Source organism: Salmonella sp. SAL4457, assembly GCF_046548235.1.
GTDB lineage: Bacteria > Pseudomonadota > Gammaproteobacteria > Enterobacterales > Enterobacteriaceae > Salmonella > Salmonella enterica.
This window is the reverse complement of the sequence record NZ_JBGDZO010000351.1, coordinates 1-279: the sequence shown is the minus strand read 5'-3', so window position 1 is coordinate 279 and position 279 is coordinate 1. Positions and strand designations below refer to the sequence as shown.

Annotated in this window: 1 protein-coding gene; it reads left to right on the top strand. The window is 66.3% G+C overall.

Annotated features, from left to right (window positions below):
* The coding region (locus ACLJNW_RS24610; RefSeq protein WP_410961273.1) for a hypothetical protein at window positions 1–279 on the top strand (279 nt) is incomplete at both ends.

Below are 279 nucleotides of genomic sequence, written 5' to 3'. Positions count from 1 at the left end.
CCGGTATTGCATTTCCCCGATTGGGAAACCCTGCCCTACGACGTCTTTTCGCCGCACCAGGACATCATTTCCCAGCGCATCGCCGCCCTCTACCAGTTGCCGCAGCTCAAGCACGGCGTGCTGGTGGTGCCGATCTCCACCGCCTTGCACCGCCTGGCGCCGACCCGCTTCCTGCTCGGCAGCAGCCTGGTCCTCGACGTCGGCCAGAAACTCGACGTCGAGCGGATGCGCCTGCGCCTGGAAGGCGCCGGCTACCGCTGCGTCGACACGGTCTACGAG